Consider the following 17237-nt stretch of genomic DNA (forward strand, 5'->3'; position numbering starts at 1 on the left):
TGTCAGCGGATATTTTGCCTCAGAGCGGGGTAAGCGTGCCAGCGGCCACATTGAAAAATTGCGCTTCCCCTTCAAGCGCCTCAAAAAGCGCCCGATCGGTGCCGGTCATGAAGGCCTGCCCGCCAAGCTCATTAAGGATGCCGAAGAGTGCGGCGCGGCGTCCCGTATCGAGATGCGCGGCGATTTCATCGAGCAGAAGTATGGGTGCCATGCCGGAAAGCTCCGCCGTCAGCCGCGCATGAGCAAGCACCAGACCGATCAGCAGGGCCTTCTGCTCGCCCGTGGAACAAAGTGCGGCAGGCATCGCCTTGGGCCGATGCTGGACGATCAGATCGGTGCGATGCGGCCCTTCGAGCGTGCGGCCCGCCGCCCGGTCGCGTGCGCGCCCATCGCGCAGGGTGCGGCGGAAATCCTCTTCAAGATCGAGCGCCGCCTCGACACTGATTCTCTGCTCCAGCGTTCCTTCCAGAAAGCAGTCAGCCTTGGGAAACGGTCCTTCGGCGGGCAGCCGCTCGATCATCGCCGCGATCAGGCGCATGGCTTCGGCGCGGGCGGCTGCGATGGCCGTGCCCAGTTCAGCCATCTGGCTTTCTATCGCATCCAGCCATTGGTCGTCACCGTTGCCGTCGCTCAGCAACCGGTTGCGGCTGCGCATCGCCCGTTCATAATCGAGCACGCGCTTGCCGTGCGCGGTATCGATGGCGAGCACCATGCGGTCCAGAAAACGCCGCCGGTCGGAAGCGCCTCCTGTGAACAGCCCATCCATCGACGGCACCACCCAGAGAATGCGCGCATAATCGAGCAGATCGTCGCCGGAAGCGGCAATACCATTGATGCGGACCTTGCGGCCACCCTCGCCGCCGCCAGCGGTGCCGGTGCCGATTTCAGCCTCGCCATAGATCATGCAATCAAGCGCGGCATGAATGGCAAAGCCATCGAGCGAACTGGTGCGTGCGACATCGTCATAGGCAGCGCGCCGCAGGCCGCGCCCCGGCGACAGAAAGGAAACCGCTTCGATCAGATTGGTCTTGCCGGAGCCGTTTTCGCCGGTCAGCACCACGTGGCCCGGGCCAAGCGGCAACGACAGTTCCGCATAGTTGCGGAAATTGACAAGCTTAAGCCGCCGGATCGAAACGCGATCCGGGCGGCTTTGATCAGACTCGGGCCTATTCACTTTTCTGTTCTTTAAACACGCATAGGCATGAGAACGTACAGCACATCTTCATCGCCCGTATCGCGCACCAGTGTCGGTGAACCGGCATCGGCCAGCATGAAGACCGCATCGGAACCCGAAAGCTGGCTGGTGATATCGAGCAGGTATTTCGAGTTGAAACCGATATCGAGCGGATCGGCATCGTAATCGGCAGCAAGCTCGTCGGTTGCGCTGCCGGAATCGGGGTTGTTGACGGTAAGCGTCAACTGGCCATCGGCGATGGAGAGCTTCACTGCGCGGCCACGTTCGCTGGAAATGGTCGAGACGCGGTCGACGGAGGCTGCGAACTCCTGGCGACCAATAGTGAGCTTCTTGTCGTTGCCGGATGGAATCACACGCTGGTAATCCGGGAAGGTACCGTCGATCAGTTTCGAGGTGAGCACCACCGAGCCGACCGTGAAGCGGATCTTGGCATCCGACAGTTCAACCGTAACGACCACTTCCGGCACATCGACCAGCTTCTGCAGTTCGGCGACCGTCTTGCGTGGAATGATGATGCCGGGCATGCCTTCGGTGCCGGACGGCGCTTCCAGCTCGGCGCGCGCCAGACGGTGGCCGTCGGTCGCGACAGCACGGAGCTTCAATGCACCATCGCTTTCGATGGCGTGGAAGAAAATGCCGTTGAGGTAATAGCGGGTTTCTTCCGTCGAAATCGCAAACTGGGTGCGGTCGATGAGACGCTTCAGCGCCTGCGCCTCGATCCGGAAGGAGTGGGTGAAGGCGCCAGCGGTCAATTCCGGGAAATCGGACTGCGGCAGGCACTGCAGGCGGAAGGACGACTTGCCGGATATGACCGACATGGAACCGCCATCCGGGTTGGTCGAGAGCATGACTTCGGCGCCGTCGGGCAACTTGCGGACAATGTCGTAAAGGAGATGCGCCGGAACCGTCGTGGCGCCAGCCTGCTCCACCATGGCGGCCGTCGCTTCATTGACCTCAAGATCAAGATCGGTCGCCTTGAGCGCGAGGCTTGCGCCCTCAGCCTGCAAAAGCACGTTCGACAGAATCGGTATCGTGTTGCGGCGTTCCACGACGCGGTGGACGTGATTGAGAGATTTGAGAAGGTTCGATCGCTCTAGGGTAACACGCATGTTCAAACGCACTCGCTCGCTGGGACAGGGCAACTGCATCTGACGGGCAGGCAGGCGGCCCCTGTCGATAAGGCGCCCGGGGCGCCAGAAGGTCCGTTAAAGTGGCAGATTTTTAAGGAGAAAAGCAAGCCCGCGCCGTGTCGGAAAGCGACAGGGCCCGGGCTTTTTGTTGATAACCGCCGTTGATAGCGGGGAAGGTCGGATCGCCGCATCGAGCATTCCGAAAATCGATTCTGATTTTCGGGCCGATGCCGGGATCGATGCTCGGGCCGACGCCGGGGCCGGTCAGGCGGCCTGATCGTTGATAAGGCGCTTGAGAAGCTCCAGTTCCTGGGCGAGCTTGGTATCGGCGCCGACCAGATCCTCGATCTTGCGCACGGCGTGAAGGACCGTGGTGTGATCGCGACCGCCGAAGCGGCGACCGATTTCCGGCAGGGAACGCGGCGTCATCATCTTGGCAAGATACATTGCCACCTGACGCGGCTTGACGATGGTGCGCGTGCGGCGGTTCGACAGCAGGTCCTGCTTCGAGACATTGTAATGCCGTGCGACGATGCGCTGGATTTCCTCGATGCGGATACGCTTCGGTTCGCCGACGCGGGTCAGGTGACCGAGCAGTTCATCGACACGGTCGATGGAGATGTTCGGCTCGAAGGACTGGCGGAACAGAAGCTGGTTGAAAGCGCCTTCCAGTTCACGGCCCGATCCGGTGACGGTGCGGGCAACATGGGAGAGAATCTCTTCGCCAATCGTGAGGCTCGGATCTTCAGCCTGCGCTGCGGCCAGACGGCGGCGCAGCATTTCGACGCGCATTTCATAGTCGGGCGCGGCCACTTCAAGCGCAACGCCGCCCTGAAGACGCGAACGGACACGCACATCGAGCGATTCCAGTTCGGAAGGCGCGCGGTCGGCGGCAACAACGACCTGCTTTGCGCTGTCGAGCAGCGTGTTCAGGAGATGGCAGAACTCGTGCTGGATCGACTTGCCCTGCAGGAACTGCATGTCGTCGATGACGAGAAGGTCGATATCGCGAAGCTGTTCCTTGAAGGACAGCGCATTGTTGTCGCGGATGGCGGTGGCGAAGCGCCACATGAAATATTCTGCCGTCAGATAGACGACGCGGGCCTTTTCCTGGCGCTGGAGCGCGGCGGCGGCGATCGCCTGCAGAAGGTGAGTCTTGCCGAGACCGACGGAAGCATGGATGAACAGCGGATTGAAGCGAACGGCGCTGGAACCGGCTTCCGCAATGGTCCGGGCAGCGGCGAGCGCCACGCGATTCGATGCGCCATCGACAAAGCTGTCGAACGTATAACGGGGATCGAGCGGCGAGCCGAGCACGGCACCCGAAGCCGCCGCCGATTCTGCGACAACGGCGGAACCGCGCTTGTCACCCACCGGCTGGCCGCCAAAGGATTGGCCGAGCGGGAACACCATCTTTTCGCGCGGGGCGACGACCGGCTTGTTCTCGGAAGCTTCGCAGGCTTCGACCGGAGCGGCGCTGCGCACCACGCGGCTTACGCCACGAACCACGACTTCAACCTTCAGAATCTGCGGGTTTTCTTCCTGCCACAGCTCGGTCAGCAGTTCGGAATAGTGATTGTTGATCCAAGAGCGCAGGAAGGCCGTCGGAACCGACAGGCGGACAATGCTCTTGGAGATGTCGTCGAGCTTCAGACGACCGAACCAGCTGGAATAAATCTCGGTGCCGACGCGGGCTTTCAGCTTTGCCGTAAGGCGCTCGAAAACCTCATCACCAGCGTTGCCGCTCAACTCGACCAGGCTCTTGTCATTTCCGGTAGCAGAAGATCCGTGGATACGGTTCGCATGTGCATCATCACCCATCGTTGCCGTCGATTTGCCGGTCATCATTGCCATCGTCTCGCCTGCCTTCACATTCGTACGCGCCGTTTTCTGGCGCTTGTCATTTTTTCCTGTCCGCGCCGCGGATTATCATCCGTCTGGCCAGCAGGTACTCACTCACAAAGCCCGGCTCGAAAGCTCTGGGCCAAACACAAACTCAAACGGTCCCATCAGGACCAACACCCGGATACTCCTTCCCGGCGACCTTTTTACGACTCACAACACTTTTATCGGAGGCTGATTGCCCGGAAAGAAATCCGCCACAACCATTCAATTGTCGGGGACATGCCTAAAACGGCATTCCGGTTAATGAATGGTAAGCAATCAACCATGAGGATCAGGACCTTACGACCAGAATATAACACCCGCGGGCTGTGACACCCACGCCGACAAACTCGTTATTTGATGCTAACTCCGGGCCGATGGCCCACCCCTCTTATGTCCTGACTTTAGCGAAGCCTCGCAGCAAAGGGCAAGCCTCAGAAAACCACATTTTTTTACTGAAAGCTCTTGCAGGGCCTCCCCACAACAGGGGGGAATCGGATGCCAGCGAAATAACACCTTTGGATTCAATGCGTTTTCATAGGACAATTTTTAGGTGGTCCTGATATGTTCCGTCCGAAAAATAAATTTAAAAAAAATTCTTGACTCAAACCCACTTCCGAGTCCCTAAACCCGCCTGTGGATAACAGTGGATAAGAATCTGCAACCATTTGAAAATACTAATCAAATCAACACTCACAGGATTGACGCCCCTCTCAAAAATTCCAGCTAGTCATTGAAATATCTCTTCAATTGGAGATGGAAAGAAAGAACGCCGGTTGTCCAAAAAACGCTCAAAAAAGAAAACCCGGCTAACAATGAGCCGGGTTTCGAAACTGATCCATAAGAATGGATGAATATTAGGCGTTGAGAGCCTTAACGCGATGGGCAAGGCGCGAGACCTTACGCGAAGCGGTGTTCTTGTGCATCACGCCCTTGGAAGCTGCGCGCATCAGCTCAGGCTCAGCAGCCTTGAATGCGAGTTCTGCAGCCTGCTTGTCGCCGCTCAGGAGAGCGTCTTCGAGCTTGCGCACAAAGGTGCGAACGCGCGAACGGCGGGACTTGTTGATTTCGGTGCGGGCAGCGATCTTGCGCACTGCCTTCTTGGCCGAAGGAGTATTGGCCATAAATGCCTCTCTTTTTTCTGTCAGCTAGCCAGGGGCAAAAACCGCCGGGCACAAAACCTCTAGGGCAGCCGAGAAAAATCCTTTGGGCCGCCGATCCGTGGGCGGGCTTATAGATCAGCTTTGGCGCGGCGTCAACGTGGATTCTGCCCCAAAGCTCGATCATAGAGCCGCAAATCCGGCCCAAAAGCCCAATAAAAGCTCAGCGGAAGCAGCCGGAAGACTTCCACGACGCTCTTGTCGGGGCAGCCGGTCGGCCACCAATCCGATCAATCAGCGATTCTTGAACGATGGCGTGCGCTTGTCGATGAAGGCCGCCATGCCCTCCTTCTGGTCTTCCGTCGCAAACAGGGAGTGGAACTGGCGACGCTCGAAACGAAGCCCTTCGCTCAGCGTCATTTCATAGGTGCGGTTGACCGCTTCCTTGACCATCAGCACGGAAGGACGCGAGAAGGATGCAATGCGTTCGGCAGCCTTCAAAGCCTCTTCCAGAAGCTCTTCCGGCGCGACCACCCGCGAGACCAGGCCGCTGCGTTCGGCTTCCGCCGCATCCATCATGCGTCCGGTCAGGCACATATCCATTGCCTTGGACTTGCCCACATAGCGGGTGAGACGCTGCGAGCCGCCCATGCCGGGCATGACGCCGAGGGTGATTTCGGGCTGGCCAAACTTGGCGTTGCTGCCGGCAATGATGAAATCGCACATCATGGCAAGTTCACAGCCGCCACCGAGCGCATAGCCCGAAACCGCCGCGATGATCGGCTTGCGGACACGGTCCACCTTCTGCCAGTCGGCGAACATGTCCTGAAGATAGGCGTCCACGAAATCGATAGGCTGCATTTCCTTGATGTCGGCACCGGCGGCAAAAGCCTTTTCGGAGCCGGTGAGGACGATTGCGCCGATCTTGCCGTCCGCATCGAAAGCCCCGAGAGCTTCCGTCAATTCCTCAAGCACCTTGCGGTTCAGCGCATTGAGCGCCTGCGGACGATTAAGACGAATGAGGCCCACGCTGCCGCGCGTCTCAACGATGATCGTTTCATAGGCCATGAATTTGAACTCCTCCATCAACGGCTGGCTGGTTGGCGGGCAAAGTGGACTGGCAGGACTTCTTTTTCAAGCATTCATTGCTGGCAGGAGGCACAGAAAAAAGTCGAACGTCCCGACTGTACCGCCCGTTCCACAAAGCCGTTGCAGGCAGGATTTCGGCAAGGCTCGCCCTCGCGACCATAGACGCAGAAGGAGTGCTGGAAATAGCCGAGCGCGCCATCTGCCTGAATATAGTCCTTAAGGGTTGAGCCGCCTGCGGCAATGGCTTCCGCAATTACGATTCGGATGTCGGAAGCAAGCCGCTCCATGGTTTCGGGGTCCTGTGCGACGGAACCGGCGGCACGCATGGGCGACAGGCGGCTGCGCCAGAGCGCCTCGCAGACATAGATATTGCCGAGACCGGCTATCAGCCGCTGGTCGAGCAGCGCAGCCTTGAGGGGTGCCTTGCGGCCCGCGAAGAGATCCGACAGGACAGCGCCCGAAAGCAGATTGCCCGTCGGCTCTATGCCAAGGCCCGCAAGCAGCGGATGACTGTCGAGCGTGCCTTCTTCGGCAAAGAGCATGAAACCGAACCGCCGCGGATCGTTATAGACCACGCGGGCAGAGCCACCATCGGCACGCTGAAGGTGGAACACCACATGATCATGCGCACTCAGCTTGGAACGCTCGTGATGGAACTGGCCGGGCGTATCGCCACCCTCATCCGTCTCGATGCGAAACGACCCCGACATGCCCAGATGGCTGATGACGGAAAGGCCGTCATCAAGATGGATCGTGAGATATTTTGCGCGGCGCCCGAGCGCTGAAATGCGCCGGCCGGAAAGACGTTGGGCAAAACGGTCTGGAAAGGGAAAGCGCAGGTCCGGGCGGCGCTGTTCGACCTGGCTGACGGTCGCGCCTTCCATGACGGGCTGCAGACCACGGCGAACCGTCTCGACCTCTGGTAATTCGGGCATTGAAAACTGATCCTGAACAAGAGCCGTGCATCGGCTTTGCCCTTATATGTTGAGTTTTGCCCGCAATGCCAAGATGCTCAGCAATTGGTGCAGGGGATCGTGTTCGTATAGCGCGGCGCCAGATAATAGGTTTCGCTCATCGGAATGCTCGTCGAAATCCATGAATTGAGGGGCTTGTAGTCAAGTTCGACATCGACCTTGATGAAATAAGAACCTTCACTCACGAGCGTGGAGGGAATGGTGCCGGTGCTACCCTTCTTGACGGCAAAATCCGCCGCATTGGCGTAGGACCAGTCGACCTTCGGCGTCAGGTTGTTGGCGGTGCCATCGATCCTGATCGCGGTGATCCTTATCTTCGGGCTGGTCCGCCCATAGGGCAGAAGCGAAGTCCGGCTGATATTGAACATGTCGTCCAGATCATTCTTCGTGACCGACAACTGGCGGGCGACCAGATCGGCAAGGGCGCTCGCCGAGCGCGATACTTTCTTGTTGGTATCCACCCCATCGGCAAGGTCGACGGAACCCAGGTAAATCAGAAGCAGGAGCGGCGCGATGAGCGCGAATTCAACCGCGCCCAGGCCGCGCCGGTCACTCAGAAAATTCCGAAGATAGTTACGCATGACAATGATCGCTCCGGTGATCGCTCTGGTGATCCCTCTGGAATGCATCCCGAAAAGTTTGAACCGGTTTCGGGGCGCGTTGGTTATCTCAGTTCGGGAAAGGCTCGTTCTGCCAGGTAAGCGTTGCAAAAAGCGGCATCGTGCCGCCTGCAGCATGGGGGCTTTGCATCAGATAGAGGATGTTCGTCAGCACCGGCCATGCGTAAACAACGTTGAGCTGGTTGATGGTGGAGGTTCCGCTCGTCCCGGTAATGCCAGTCCGCGTGAGCTTGCCCTCTTCATCGAGAATCGTGTCCGTCGGAACCTGGCCGAACCCTTCATAGGTTCCAAGATTGAACGAAAGATTGGGACAGCCGGACGCGACCATGAACTGCATCTGCTGGCAAAGTTCATTGCGCAGGGCGTCTACGCTGACCGGGGCGTCTTTGATCTGGATGCCTCCGATCCTGCCCGACGTCTGCAACTTGCGAGCCACGGTCTCCGTCGCATTGGCTATGACCTGGCGAGCCGCAAAACTTACGCCGATCTCGATCGTCGCGAAGACGATGAGGAGGAACGGAACGATGAGCAGCACGAATTCCACCGCTGCCACGCCATTTTGCGCACGAGGGAAACGGCGCAGGCATACGCCCACCCGCGCAAGGCGACGCGCCAAGATCTCCAAAGTCATAACCCCACCCAATTCTGCCTGAACTCGATCAAGAATTCGATTGGGCGTATAGTTACAACAGGACAACCTGAAAGAGTATTAACGCAAGCGCGGCCTCACGCATGAATATCGCTATTTGTCGTCGAAGCCGTTCTTCGTCGAAGCTTTTTCGCAATAGGGGGTGCAGGAAAGCGTTTGCACTTCGGCCTGCCGATAAATCCGCGTCGTTCCGCGTGTGTTGCGGGAGACGACCAGTTCACGGTCGAGGATCGGTTCGCCCTGCTTGTCCATGACGACAATATTGGTGACGCCGAAATCCTTGCCGGTCAGGACGATGGTCTGCGCGTCCTGAACGACTGCATCGGCAATCGACGGATTGCCGATCACGACGCTGTCGGCGGGACGCGCCAGCCGCAAAATGCGCGCCTGGCTGGTTTCAAGGGCGATATAGTCTTCCGCGGATGCCGGTGCGACCGCAATCACGGCCATGAAAGCCGCGCTCATGGCAGGCACCACGCCGAAGCCACCCAAAGAAAACAAACGACGCCCCACGCGACATTCCCCCGCTGATAGAATGGGCCAAGCTCATGAAGCCCATCAATATAATGAGCAAAGAATGAACGGGATTGGTGAAGGAAGGATTAAGTTGCCTCCCCTCGGTGCAGACCGCGCCCGCAATTCGTCAAAGATTAACCAATCGCGCGATTGCCGCCGTCTCGCGAGCGTTGCAGCACTTCGTTAACCATACCTGTTAAGAAGGCCACAATTCCTCTCTCCTATGCTTCAGCACATCCGAAATTAAAGCGCACTCCCAAAAACCAGCGCGATCGGGACAGCGAGGAGCATGCGATGCCGACATTGATGACGCGTTTCATGAAGAACAGGGCCGGTTCGACAGCGATCGAATATGCGCTGATCGGCACGCTCGTTTCCATTGCGATCATAAGCGGCGTCGCGCTCATGGCCGGCAGTGTCGGCGACAAATTCAACGAAACGGCGAGACAGTTCGAACAGGCGACGAACCGCTAGGCATAAGGACAATTCCGTGCAGACGGTGGGGTGACAGGCGACGCGGGGGCGGCAATGACAGCAATGGCCATGACGGCAATCTTCGCTCTGGCAATGGTGACGGCCATGGTCACCGACCTGACGTCGATGACGATCAGCAACCGTGTTTCCATCGGGCTGACCCTCGGTTTTCTCCTGCTCGCGCCACTGTGCGGCATTTCCCTTTCCGATTTCGGCTGGCATCTGGCGGTTGGCGGCATCGCGCTCATCATCACCTTTGCACTCTTCTGCCTTCGCGCCATGGGTGGCGGTGACGCCAAGCTGATCGCGGCGACGGCCTTGTGGTACGGCCCCGATCCCAGCCTCATGGATTATCTCGTGATGGTTTCGATCCTCGGCGGCGTGCTCACGCTCACGATCATCCTCTACCGGATGGTTCCGCGCCCGCTTCTGGCTGACCGCTTTGCATTCATGGGCACGCTCGCCCGCAAGGATGTAGGCATTCCCTACGGCATTGCGCTTGGCGCTGCCGGTCTCTGGACATTTCCGCTGACGCCCGTCGGAGAATCGATGAAAGCCTATATGGCGGGGATGTTTTGAACGCTTTGGCGCACAACGCCTACGTGTAATTTCCATCTTTCTTTATGCGAATAAGATTATATTAACCATAATTACACGATTGCCAGTGCAATTTTGGAACACGTCATCAAGGCGTGGGGATTTGCGCGGGGCATATCATGAAATCAGCTCGACTGCTCATTTTAGGAGTAGCCGTTCTTGCGGCTGGTGGCGCTGGCTATATTGCCATGAACCTTGCCACGCCGCCGCCTGCGCCTGTCGTCGCCGCGCCTGAAGCACCGCAGATCAAACTGGAGGACGTGCTCGTCGCCACCGAAAATCTCGGTGTCGGCGCGGAGCTCACATCGCAGATGCGCTGGCAGCCCTGGCCGGCCGAGGCGATCAGCGAAGGCTATATCACACGCGCGAGCGAACCCGATGCCATCAATCAACTGAGCGGCGCCACGGTCCGGCTGCAGTTCTTCACGGGCGAACCGATCCGCAAGGCCAAGCTCATCGGTCCGGGACAGAGCTTCATGTCGTCCATCCTGCCGCCCGGCATGCGCGCCGTCGCGACGCAGATCAATGCCGAAAGTTCGGCGGGCGGCTTCATTCTTCCCAATGATTTCGTCGATGTCATCATGACCCGCCGCAAGCCGGACAATGGCGACAAGTCGCTCACACCCTTCACCACCGAAACCGTGCTGCAGAATGTGCGGGTTCTGGCAATCGACCAGGCCATCCAGGAAGACGAGCAGGGCCGCAAGGTCATGGTTGGCCAGACCGCGACGCTGGAAGTGACGCCGGAACAGGCCGAAATCATCACCGTTGCCCAGCAGATGGCAGACCGCCTGACACTGGCGCTTCGCTCGACACAGGATGTCGAGAACAGGGATATCAAGCAGGCGGACTATCTGGTTTCTTCGCCCACCCGCAGCGGGACGGTCAAGGTCATCAAATCCGGCAGCGTTACAGAAATAGGACCGCGCTCATGAGAAAGACAAACCGCGTGCGCCCATATTCCGCAAGGATCGCGCTGTTGGCCGGCGCGCTTGTTTCCCTGCCTCTGGCCGACATGAATGCAATGGCGGCGGCAGGCATCGTCAAGGTTGGTAGCCAGCAGCGTTCGCAGACGATCAAGCTCGGCCTCAACAAATCGGTTGTCCTCGATCTCCCGCAGGACGCCTATGACGTTCTCGTCTCCAATCCGACGATAGCCGATGCTGTGACGCGCACGTCGCGGCGCATCTATCTTTTCGGCAAGCAGGTCGGACAGACCAATATCTTCGTCTTCGGACCGAATGGCGAGCAGGTCGCATCGATCGATGTCGAGATCGAGCGGGACGTGAGCGGGCTTTCGTCCCAGCTGAAGCGCCTCATCCCGGGTTCCGATATTCGCGTCGAACTCATCAACGACAATGTGGTGCTGACCGGAACCGTGCAGACCCCGCAGGATTCGGCGCAGGCCGCAAAGCTTGCCGGTCTTTTCGTTTCCGGTGGCGAAGCAACAACCGGTCAATATTCAACCACGGCCTCGGCCCCGACCGATGGCGGCGGTGTCGCCATCAACAATCCCGACTGGGGGCGTCGTCAGAGCGCCATCGTCAATATGCTCACCATTGTCGGCGAGGATCAGGTGACGCTGAAAGTCACCGTCGCCGAGGTCAGCCGCTCCGTCATGAAGCAGCTTGGCGTCAACATGACCGGAAGCGGTGTATCGAACGGTATTTCCTACGGCGGGATTTCCGAGAATATCGCAGGCGCCATTGGCAACAACCTTTCCGATACCGGGTTCGGCCTCGCGACGAGCAACTTTTCCGCCTATCTGCGGGCGATGGAATCGGCAGGCGTGATGAAGACCCTCGCCGAGCCTACCTTGACCGCAATCTCCGGTGAAAAGGCGGCTTTCAATGTCGGCGGCGAATATAATGTCATCAACAGCGTGACCTATGACGACGACGGAAAACGCACCAATCAGCTGGCCAAGATCAATTATGGCATCGGTCTGGAATTCATGCCGACCGTGCTGGGGCCGGGACGCATCAGCCTGAAAATCAGAACCTCCGTCTCGGAGCCGACAACGGAAGGCGCCGGCACGACCAACAAGATGGAAGGCGTGGGCGCGAGCGTCCTGTCGCTGCGAAAGCGCGTTGCCGACACGACTGTCGAACTGCCGTCCGGCGGCTCCATGATGATCGGCGGCCTGATCCGCGATGAAGTGCGCCAGTCGGTTTCGGGCTTTCCGGGCCTCACCAAGATTCCAGTCCTCGGCGCGCTGTTCCGCAGCAAGGATTTCATTCGCAACGAATCCGAACTGGTGGTGATCGTCACGCCTTATCTGGCGCGACCAGTCGCCCGCCAGCAACTTGCGCGGCCTGACGACAATCTCAACCCGGCCAGCGATGGCGCGGGATACATCCTCGGCAAGGTCAATCGCGTTTACGGCACGATGGAAACCAAATTGCCGCCCGGTCGCTACAACGGCGTCGTCGGTTATATCTACAAGTGAGCGGGGACAGATCATGACCTATTCAGTCAGAGGCTTTTGCAGGATTTCCGCCCGACCAGCGCTCGTCGCCCTGTCGCTGGTCCTTCTTGCGGGTTGCGCGAACCGCCAGCACGTCACCGTGGGCGCGCTACCGGACGATTACCGCACCAATCACCCGATCACGATTGCCGAGCGGGAACAGGTTACCGATATTCCGATCGCACAGGCCGACCAGAAGCTGAGCCCGATGCAGCGCGGCATCGTTCAGGGCGCAATCGCCAATTACCGGCGCAGCGGCTCCGGCATGCTTTATGTTCTGGTGCCTTCAGGCGCGTCCAATCAGGCCGCCGCATACCGGTTGAGCACAGAGGTAGCGGCAACGCTGCGGAACAGCGGCATCAAGGCAAACAATATCGCCATCGAAAACTATCCGGTCGAAAGCCCGGATGCGGCAGCCCCGATCCGCATCAGCTATTATGCGATAACGGCCGGCACGACGCCGTGCGGTCGCTGGCCGGATGACCTCGCCAGCACCCCTGAAAACAAGCATTACGCCAATTTCGGCTGCGCCTCGCAGAACAATCTGGCCGCGCAGGTCGCCAATCCGGCCGATCTTCTTGGACCGCGCACCATGACGCCTATCGATTCGGATCGCGCGACGGCACGACTCAACGGCAATCAGGGCTATGTGAAAATGTCGCCTGCGCAGACGCAAAACTGGCGCGAACCCCGCAGCCAGCAGGCCGAGTATTAAGAGGGCGCCATGAGCAACTTCGCGTTCGAACCGGAGGACGAAGCACCGGAAACAGGCCGTGCCCCGATCATGCTTGAAAATGTGCGCCCTATTCCGCGCATTTCCATCCAGGCTTTCTGCGTGAACGAAAGCGTCGCGATTCCGATCGAGCGCGCAGGCGGCGACCGGCGCATGGCAAAGACCCATCTGAAAGTCATGATGGGCGGCATTGCGGCTGCAATCGAATTCTATCAGACCGCCTCCACACCCAATCTGATCATCGTCGAATCGGCGTCCGAACCCAATGTGCTGCTCGAAGAATTGCAGCAGCTGTCGGAAGTCTGCGATCCCGGCTCGAAGGTCATGGTCATCGGCCATTCCAACGAAGTCTGGCTTTATCGCGAATTGCTGCGGCGCGGCGTTTCGGAATATATCGTGGCGCCTGTGTCGCTCGCCGACATTCTGGCCATCGTCTCATCGATCTTTCTCGATCCAGGTGCGGAACCGCTTGGCCGCTCCATCGCCTTCATCGGCGCGAAAGGCGGCGTCGGCGCATCGACCATCGCCCATAATGTCGCCTGGTCGATCTCCAATATGTTCCGGCACGATGTCGTGCTGGCGGACATGGACCTGCCCTTCGGCACGGCGAATATCAACTTCGATCAGGACCCGACGCTCGGCATTGCCGATGCTGTCTTTTCACCGGAACGCATTGACGAGGTCTATCTCGACCGGCTGCTCGTCCAATATGGGGACCATCTGTCGATCCTCGCGGCACCTTCGAGCCTGGAGCGGACATTCGACTTCGCCGAAGACGCCTTTGCCGAACTGATCGACGTCGCCCAGCGCAGTTCTCCGCTGGTCGTGCTGGACGTAGCTCATGGCTGGAGCGGATGGACGCGGACCACCCTGATGCGCGTCGATGAAGTGGTGATCGTCGCAACGCCCGATCTTGCCAATCTTCGCAACACGAAAAACCTCCTCGACACGCTGGCGCAGCTGCGCCCCAATGATGTGAAGCCGCATCTCGTCCTCAACCAGATGGGCATTCCGAAGCGGCCGGAAATCGCAATCGCCGATTTTGCGGAACCGCTCGGCATCGATCCCATCGCCACCATCGACTTCGATCCGCAGCTTTTCGGCAATGCCGCCAATAATGGCCGGATGATCGCGGAGACCAATCCGGAAAACCCGATTGCCGAAGCCATCGGCCACATTGCGCATGTCGTGACCGGCAGGGCCGATGTGCAACCGCGCAAGAAGAGCGGCATATCGAGCCTGTTGGGCAAGTTTGCACGCAAGACCAAGTAACGGCAGGGAATCATGTTCGGCAGAAGAGGCAACGATACGGGAAACAGGCCGGAAAGCGGAACGCGACCGCCCGCGCCCAAACCTGCCGCGCCAGCCGCCATGCCCGCACCGGCCCAACCGGTCGTGCAGCCATCCCGCACGCAGGCGGCCCAGCCGGGCACGCTCGCGAAAACATCCGGGCCGACGGGCTCGCATCAGCCCGGCACGCAGCAATCCAGCGGTCATGGCCGCGAAAAGACCGAGAGCTATTACGACACCAAATCACAGGTCTTCTCGGCGCTGATCGATACGATCGACCTGTCGCAATTGTCCCGCATGGCGCCCGATGCCGCGCGCGAGGAAATCCGCGACATCGTCAATGACATCATCGCCATCAAGAACTTCGTCATGTCGATTGCCGAGCAGGAGGAACTGCTCGATGACATCTGCAATGACGTGCTGGGCTATGGTCCGCTGGAGCCGCTTCTTTCCCGCGACGACATTGCCGATATCATGGTGAACGGCTCGCGCCGGACCTATATCGAAGTGGACGGTCTGCTGCAGGAAACCGGCATCCGTTTTCGCGACAACCAGCAGCTTCTCAACATCTGCCAGCGCATCGTTAGTCAGGTCGGACGACGCGTGGACGAATCGAGCCCGATCTGTGACGCCCGCCTGCCCGACGGTTCGCGCGTCAACGTCATTGCACCGCCGCTGTCGCTCGACGGTCCCACCCTGACCATCCGCAAATTCCGCAAGGACAAGCTGACGCTCGACCAGCTGGTGCGGTTCGGCGCCATATCGAATGCCGGGGCGGAACTGCTGCAGATCATCAGCCGGGTGCGCTGCAATGTCATCATTTCCGGCGGCACCGGTTCGGGCAAGACCACGCTTCTGAACTGCCTGACACGCTATATCGACGCGCACGAACGCATCATCACCTGTGAAGACTCGGCAGAACTGCAATTGCAGCAGCCGCATGTGGTGCGTCTGGAAACCCGCCCGCCCAATCTGGAAGGCGAAGGCGAAGTCACCATGCGCGACCTGGTGAAAAACTGCCTGCGCATGCGGCCCGAACGCATCATCGTGGGCGAAGTGCGCGGACCCGAGGTATTCGATCTCCTGCAGGCCATGAATACGGGCCATGACGGTTCGATGGGCACGATCCACGCCAACAGCCCGCGTGAATGCCTCAACCGCATGGAAGCCATGATCGCCATGGGCGGCTATGTGCTGCCGCAAAAGACCGTGCGCGAGATCATCGTCGGTTCGGTCGATATCATCATCCAGGCCGCACGCCTGCGCGACGGTTCCCGCCGCATCACCCACATTACGGAAGTGGTTGGGCTGGAAGGCGACGTCATCACGACCCAGGATCTCGTTCTCTACGATATCAAGGGGGAAGACGCTTCCGGCCGCATTCTCGGCAGCCATAGCTCGACCGGCATCGGACGACCCGCCTTCTGGGAGCGCGCCCGCTACTATAATGAGGATAGCCGCCTTGCCTCCGTGCTCGACGGCATGGAAAGGGCCAGTGCATGACAGGGTCCGCCAGCATTGTGATGTTCGTGGTGCTTGCCGTCATCGCCTGCGCGGCTTTGTTCTATGCGCTCTTTTATGAAAAGCTCGGCAAGAAGGATCATGCGGCGCGTCGCTTCGAAACCGTGCGCAACAGCGGTTCGGAACGGGCGATAACGCGCAGCGAACGCGACAGAAATGCCGACATCCAGAAGCGCCGCAAGCAGCTGCAGGACAATATCAAGGATCTGGAAGCTCGGCAAAAGCAGCGCGAGAAGAACCAGAAATATCCGCCCCTGCGCATTCTGCTGACCCAGGCGGGGCTCACGCTGACCTTGCAGAAATTCTATCTTTATTCCGGTGCGGCTGCGTTTTTCGCCACATTCGTCGCACTGCTCTTCGGTGCGCCGCTGCTTTTCCTGCCCGGTATAGCGATTGCCGGTTTCTTCGGCCTGCCGCGCTGGTTCGTGCTGCACAGGCGCAAGCAGCGACTGAAGAAGTTCCTCGAGGAATTTCCCAATGCGCTCGATGTCATCGTGCGCGCGACCCGCGCCGGGCTCCCGCTCAATGACGGCTTGCGGCTCATTGCGAGCGAGGCGGTCGAACCGGTCAAGAGCGAGTTCAAGAAGGTCGTCGAGGCGCAGCAGATCGGGCTTTCCATCCCCGAGGCGGTCGGCAAGATGCCCGATTCCATGCCCTGCCCCGAAACCAATTTCTTCGCCATCGTCATCCAGATACAGGCACAGGCGGGCGGCAATCTTTCCGAGGCGCTCAACAATCTTTCAAAGGTTCTGCGCGACCGGAAGAAGATGAAGGCCAAGGTCAATGCGCTTTCCATGGAAGCCAAGGCTTCGGCTGCAATTATCGGCGCCTTGCCCTTCATCGTCATGGTTCTCGTCTACCTGACAAGCCCGCTCTATATGACGCTACTTTTCACGTCTTCGACCGGCCATATGCTCCTGGGCATTGCAGGCGTGCTGATGCTGACAGGCATCTTCATCATGAAGAACATGATCAACTTCGATATGTGAGGCACCGGA

17 protein-coding genes are annotated in these 17237 nt (G+C 59.2%); 8 read left to right on the forward strand and 9 right to left on the reverse strand.

Going from position 1 to position 17237, the window contains the following annotated elements; genetic code table 11:
• Nucleotides 1-19: 19 nt before the first annotated feature.
• The 9 genes from recF to ACOWVS_RS10195 all read right to left on the reverse strand — a co-directional run bounded on the left by recF (nucleotide 20) and on the right by ACOWVS_RS10195 (nucleotide 9154).
• Nucleotides 20-1174, reverse strand: coding sequence for a DNA replication/repair protein RecF (recF, locus tag ACOWVS_RS10155; protein WP_021587657.1), 1155 nt, complete (start codon nucleotides 1172-1174; stop codon nucleotides 20-22).
• A gap of 11 nt (nucleotides 1175-1185) precedes the next feature.
• Nucleotides 1186-2304: a DNA polymerase III subunit beta gene (gene dnaN, locus ACOWVS_RS10160; protein WP_006473075.1), complete on the reverse strand. Its 1119-nt coding sequence runs from the start codon at nucleotides 2302-2304 to the stop codon at nucleotides 1186-1188.
• 285 nt (nucleotides 2305-2589) lie between these two features.
• Nucleotides 2590-4173, reverse strand: a complete 1584-nt coding sequence (gene dnaA / locus ACOWVS_RS10165) for a chromosomal replication initiator protein DnaA (protein ID WP_025090663.1) — start codon at nucleotides 4171-4173, stop codon at nucleotides 2590-2592.
• An 893-nt stretch (nucleotides 4174-5066) separates the two neighbouring features.
• Nucleotides 5067-5333, reverse strand: a complete 267-nt coding sequence (rpsT, locus tag ACOWVS_RS10170; protein WP_006465717.1) for a 30S ribosomal protein S20 — start codon at nucleotides 5331-5333, stop codon at nucleotides 5067-5069.
• A 270-nt stretch (nucleotides 5334-5603) separates the two neighbouring features.
• Nucleotides 5604-6377: an enoyl-CoA hydratase gene (locus ACOWVS_RS10175; RefSeq protein ID WP_006473077.1), complete on the reverse strand. Its 774-nt coding sequence runs from the start codon at nucleotides 6375-6377 to the stop codon at nucleotides 5604-5606.
• 74 nt (nucleotides 6378-6451) lie between these two features.
• On the reverse strand, nucleotides 6452-7333 hold the full coding sequence (mutM, locus tag ACOWVS_RS10180) for a bifunctional DNA-formamidopyrimidine glycosylase/DNA-(apurinic or apyrimidinic site) lyase (protein ID WP_021587653.1): 882 nt from the start codon (nucleotides 7331-7333) through the stop codon (nucleotides 6452-6454).
• A gap of 77 nt (nucleotides 7334-7410) precedes the next feature.
• Nucleotides 7411-7953 carry a TadE/TadG family type IV pilus assembly protein gene (locus ACOWVS_RS10185; RefSeq protein ID WP_021587652.1) on the reverse strand — a complete coding sequence of 181 codons (543 nt, stop codon included), beginning with the start codon at nucleotides 7951-7953 and terminating at the stop codon, nucleotides 7411-7413.
• Nucleotides 7954-8041: 88 nt separating this feature from the next.
• Entirely contained in the window at nucleotides 8042-8623 is a 582-nt protein-coding gene (locus ACOWVS_RS10190; protein ID WP_021587651.1) for a TadE/TadG family type IV pilus assembly protein, read from the reverse strand.
• Between the two features lie 111 nt (nucleotides 8624-8734).
• Nucleotides 8735-9154: a pilus assembly protein N-terminal domain-containing protein gene (locus tag ACOWVS_RS10195; protein ID WP_031347152.1), complete on the reverse strand. Its 420-nt coding sequence runs from the start codon at nucleotides 9152-9154 to the stop codon at nucleotides 8735-8737.
• A gap of 297 nt (nucleotides 9155-9451) precedes the next feature.
• Between ACOWVS_RS10195 and ACOWVS_RS10200 the strand changes: the two genes are divergently transcribed.
• The 8 genes from ACOWVS_RS10200 (at nucleotide 9452) to ACOWVS_RS10235 (ending at nucleotide 17228) form a co-directional block, all read left to right on the forward strand.
• Nucleotides 9452-9631, forward strand: coding sequence for a Flp family type IVb pilin (locus tag ACOWVS_RS10200; RefSeq protein ID WP_006473080.1), 180 nt, complete (start codon nucleotides 9452-9454; stop codon nucleotides 9629-9631).
• A 54-nt stretch (nucleotides 9632-9685) separates the two neighbouring features.
• A complete protein-coding gene (locus ACOWVS_RS10205; protein WP_031347151.1) occupies nucleotides 9686-10210 on the forward strand; it encodes an A24 family peptidase in 525 nt (174 codons plus the stop codon).
• A 137-nt stretch (nucleotides 10211-10347) separates the two neighbouring features.
• Nucleotides 10348-11163: a Flp pilus assembly protein CpaB gene (cpaB, locus tag ACOWVS_RS10210; protein WP_021587648.1), complete on the forward strand. Its 816-nt coding sequence runs from the start codon at nucleotides 10348-10350 to the stop codon at nucleotides 11161-11163.
• On the forward strand, nucleotides 11160-12677 hold the full coding sequence (locus ACOWVS_RS10215) for a type II and III secretion system protein family protein (protein WP_021587647.1): 1518 nt from the start codon (nucleotides 11160-11162) through the stop codon (nucleotides 12675-12677). Before cpaB ends, ACOWVS_RS10215 begins: the two co-directional genes overlap by 4 nt.
• Before the next feature lie 13 nt (nucleotides 12678-12690).
• Nucleotides 12691-13410, forward strand: coding sequence for a CpaD family pilus assembly protein (locus tag ACOWVS_RS10220; RefSeq protein ID WP_021587646.1), 720 nt, complete (start codon nucleotides 12691-12693; stop codon nucleotides 13408-13410).
• A gap of 9 nt (nucleotides 13411-13419) precedes the next feature.
• On the forward strand, nucleotides 13420-14700 hold the full coding sequence (locus ACOWVS_RS10225; protein ID WP_021587645.1) for an AAA family ATPase: 1281 nt from the start codon (nucleotides 13420-13422) through the stop codon (nucleotides 14698-14700).
• A gap of 12 nt (nucleotides 14701-14712) precedes the next feature.
• On the forward strand, nucleotides 14713-16221 hold the full coding sequence (locus ACOWVS_RS10230; RefSeq protein WP_021587644.1) for a CpaF family protein: 1509 nt from the start codon (nucleotides 14713-14715) through the stop codon (nucleotides 16219-16221).
• Entirely contained in the window at nucleotides 16218-17228 is a 1011-nt protein-coding gene (locus ACOWVS_RS10235) for a type II secretion system F family protein (protein ID WP_021587643.1), read from the forward strand. Before ACOWVS_RS10230 ends, ACOWVS_RS10235 begins: the two co-directional genes overlap by 4 nt.
• Nucleotides 17229-17237 lie beyond the last annotated feature (9 nt).

It is taken from the genome of Brucella sp. IR068, assembly GCF_049065885.1.
Lineage (GTDB): Bacteria > Pseudomonadota > Alphaproteobacteria > Rhizobiales > Rhizobiaceae > Brucella > Brucella intermedia.

Excerpts from the sequence above, each read along its gene's own strand:
- rpsT (WP_006465717.1), bottom strand. The coding sequence starts at position 5,333 with ATGGCCAATACTCCTTCGGCCAAGAAGGCAGTGCGCAAGATCGCTGCC.
- ACOWVS_RS10235 (WP_021587643.1), top strand. The coding sequence starts at position 16,218 with ATGACAGGGTCCGCCAGCATTGTGATGTTCGTGGTGCTTGCCGTCATC.
- dnaN (WP_006473075.1), bottom strand. The coding sequence starts at position 2,304 with ATGCGTGTTACCCTAGAGCGATCGAACCTTCTCAAATCTCTCAATCAC.
- ACOWVS_RS10230 (WP_021587644.1), top strand. The coding sequence starts at position 14,713 with ATGTTCGGCAGAAGAGGCAACGATACGGGAAACAGGCCGGAAAGCGGA.
- ACOWVS_RS10185 (WP_021587652.1), bottom strand. The coding sequence starts at position 7,953 with ATGCGTAACTATCTTCGGAATTTTCTGAGTGACCGGCGCGGCCTGGGC.
- ACOWVS_RS10205 (WP_031347151.1), top strand. The coding sequence starts at position 9,686 with ATGACAGCAATGGCCATGACGGCAATCTTCGCTCTGGCAATGGTGACG.
- dnaA (WP_025090663.1), bottom strand. The coding sequence starts at position 4,173 with ATGATGACCGGCAAATCGACGGCAACGATGGGTGATGATGCACATGCG.
- mutM (WP_021587653.1), bottom strand. The coding sequence starts at position 7,333 with ATGCCCGAATTACCAGAGGTCGAGACGGTTCGCCGTGGTCTGCAGCCC.
- ACOWVS_RS10175 (WP_006473077.1), bottom strand. The coding sequence starts at position 6,377 with ATGGCCTATGAAACGATCATCGTTGAGACGCGCGGCAGCGTGGGCCTC.
- ACOWVS_RS10215 (WP_021587647.1), top strand. The coding sequence starts at position 11,160 with ATGAGAAAGACAAACCGCGTGCGCCCATATTCCGCAAGGATCGCGCTG.
- ACOWVS_RS10190 (WP_021587651.1), bottom strand. The coding sequence starts at position 8,623 with ATGACTTTGGAGATCTTGGCGCGTCGCCTTGCGCGGGTGGGCGTATGC.
- ACOWVS_RS10225 (WP_021587645.1), top strand. The coding sequence starts at position 13,420 with ATGAGCAACTTCGCGTTCGAACCGGAGGACGAAGCACCGGAAACAGGC.
- ACOWVS_RS10220 (WP_021587646.1), top strand. The coding sequence starts at position 12,691 with ATGACCTATTCAGTCAGAGGCTTTTGCAGGATTTCCGCCCGACCAGCG.
- ACOWVS_RS10200 (WP_006473080.1), top strand. The coding sequence starts at position 9,452 with ATGCCGACATTGATGACGCGTTTCATGAAGAACAGGGCCGGTTCGACA.
- cpaB (WP_021587648.1), top strand. The coding sequence starts at position 10,348 with ATGAAATCAGCTCGACTGCTCATTTTAGGAGTAGCCGTTCTTGCGGCT.